We start from the raw sequence: 2,000 nt of genomic DNA on the forward strand, positions 1-2,000 counted from the left end.
GGGGGGGTGCCCCTATGTCTTTGGTCAAGGGAAACGGGGGTGCGTTGGGTCGGGGTGCCGGGCAGCATGGCGGGGTGGCTGATCTGCTGTGGGATGACGTGAAGTGCTTCTTCGATCCAGACCTGGTGGGGTCGCTGCCGGACGTGCGTGTCCCTAGTGCCTCGGTGGGGGACTGGCAGGCTGTCCTCGATCTTGTCGCGGAAAGAGGCTGGCAGTGCGAGTACTCCGAAGGCGAGACGGTGCTTTCGGTGCCTCGGGCGGAGGTCGTGCTGTCGCGTCCGGCTGACGCTGAGTGCCCGAATCTGCGGGTCTGGCCGGCTGCCGATGTCCTGGCGATCTTCCGTTTCTATGCCGACGATGAAGTCGATTTCGATGTCGACGTGCGGGAGTTGCAGAGTCAGGAGCGACTTGATGTGTTCTGCGACTTCCTTCGGGAGATCGGACGGCGGTTGGGTAAGCCGGTGCTGATGGATCCGGAGGGCGGCTATGGCCATCCGGTACTGGGCTTCGATGTCGAGGCTGATCGAGTCGTGCTCCTCTCAGAGCCGCTGGTCAGGTGACTGCGGCTGATGTCTGGGGTTCGTAGAAGGTGCCGTCGCGGAGCATGGCGAAAAGGACGTCGGCCCGACGTCGGGCGAGGCAGAGCAGGGCTTGGGTGTGGTGCTTGCCTTGGGCGATCTTCTTGTCGTAGTAGGCCCGCGATGCCGGGTCGCTCAGGGCGGCGAACGCCGAGAGGAAGAAGGCCCGTTTGAGCTGCTTGTTTCCTCTCCGGGACGGTTGTTCGCCGCGGATCGAGGAGCCCGAGCTCCGGGTCGCCGGGGCGAGACCCGCGTAGGCGGCGAGGTGGCCGGCGGTCGGGAAGGTGCTGCCGTCTCCGACCTCGATCAGGATGCGGGCTCCGGTCCTGACACCGATGCCCGGCATCGACATCAGGACCTTCGAAAGAGGGTGAGCCTCCAGCAGTTCCTCTATCCGCCCGGCCAGCAGCTTGCGCTGGTCGAGGACTGCTGTGAGTGAGGCGGCGAGGCTCGGGACGATCAGCGCGGCCGCTTCGGTTCCCGGGACCGTCACGGTCTGCTCGTCCAGCGCGGCGAAGATCTCCTCGACCAGCCGCTCGGCCATCCGCGGGGCCTGCGGTCGCAGCAGGGTGACCAGCCGTCGGCGGCCGGCCTTGCGGATCTGGGCTGGGGACCCGAACCGTTGCAGCAGTGTGAGGACGGCCGGGTGCTGCAACCGCGGTCCCAGGACCCGTTCCAGCGAGGGATGGATCTGGGTCAGCAGGCCGTGCAGCCGGTTGGCGACCCGAGTGGACTCGCCGGCCAGGTCGTCGTCGAAGCCCGCGATCATCTCCAGTTCGGCGATTGTCTCGTCCTCACTGTCGATCGTCCGCAGCGTGTGGGGCATGGCGCGGGCGGCGTCGGCGATGATGAACGCGTCCCTCGCGTCGGTCTTGGCTTCGCCGGGGTAGAGGTCGGCGATCCGCCGCATCGTCAGCCCGGGCAGGTAGGCGACCGGGCATCCCATGTCCCGGGCGACCGCCAGTGGCAGAGCTCCGATCGAGGCCGGCTGGTCGACGACGACCAGCACCGTTCCGTGCTTGGCCTGGAGTTTCGCGAACAACTCGCGAAGCTTGGGCTCGGTGTTGGGCAGGCGTTTGTCGAACGCCTTCTTCCCGGCCGGGGTGACGGCGGTGGCGTGGTGTTCGCCCTTGCCGACGTCCAGACCGAGGAAGACGTCGATGTCGCCGGTGTCGATCACGTGCAGGCCCCTCCATCACGCTTTCGTCCGGCCCTGGCAGGGCACCGAGCTGCCACATCCACGTTACGGAGAGCTCTTCCGGCTCGGGTGAAGCCGGTGCTCAAGCCCCTCATCAGCGGTCCGTCGATGCCTCCGAGCCCGGTGACACCACCCCCCGGATCATCAACAACAGGAGGGGGAAGTCATGCCGGACCCGAAGGCCGGAGGCCCCATTGCGGAGCCACGAAGACGGTAACGGGGGG

2 protein-coding genes are annotated in these 2,000 nt (G+C 67.1%); one reads left to right on the forward strand and one right to left on the reverse strand.

Going from position 1 to position 2,000, the window contains the following annotated elements; genetic code table 11:
• Window positions 1–74: 74 nt before the first annotated feature.
• Window positions 75–560, forward strand: a complete 486-nt coding sequence (locus tag ACZ7M3_RS52795) for a hypothetical protein (RefSeq protein ID WP_472073980.1) — start codon at window positions 75–77, stop codon at window positions 558–560.
• On the opposite strand, the gene ACZ7M3_RS52800 is transcribed toward ACZ7M3_RS52795, so the two are convergent.
• The gene (locus tag ACZ7M3_RS52800) at window positions 553–1,758 is read right to left on the reverse strand and encodes an IS110 family RNA-guided transposase (RefSeq protein ID WP_472073981.1); all 1,206 of its coding nucleotides are present in this window, start codon (window positions 1,756–1,758) and stop codon (window positions 553–555) included. The two genes, ACZ7M3_RS52795 and ACZ7M3_RS52800, sit on opposite strands and share 8 nt — an antisense overlap.
• Window positions 1,759–2,000 lie beyond the last annotated feature (242 nt).

The sequence above is a fragment of the Streptomyces sp. NPDC111656 genome, assembly GCF_055656965.1.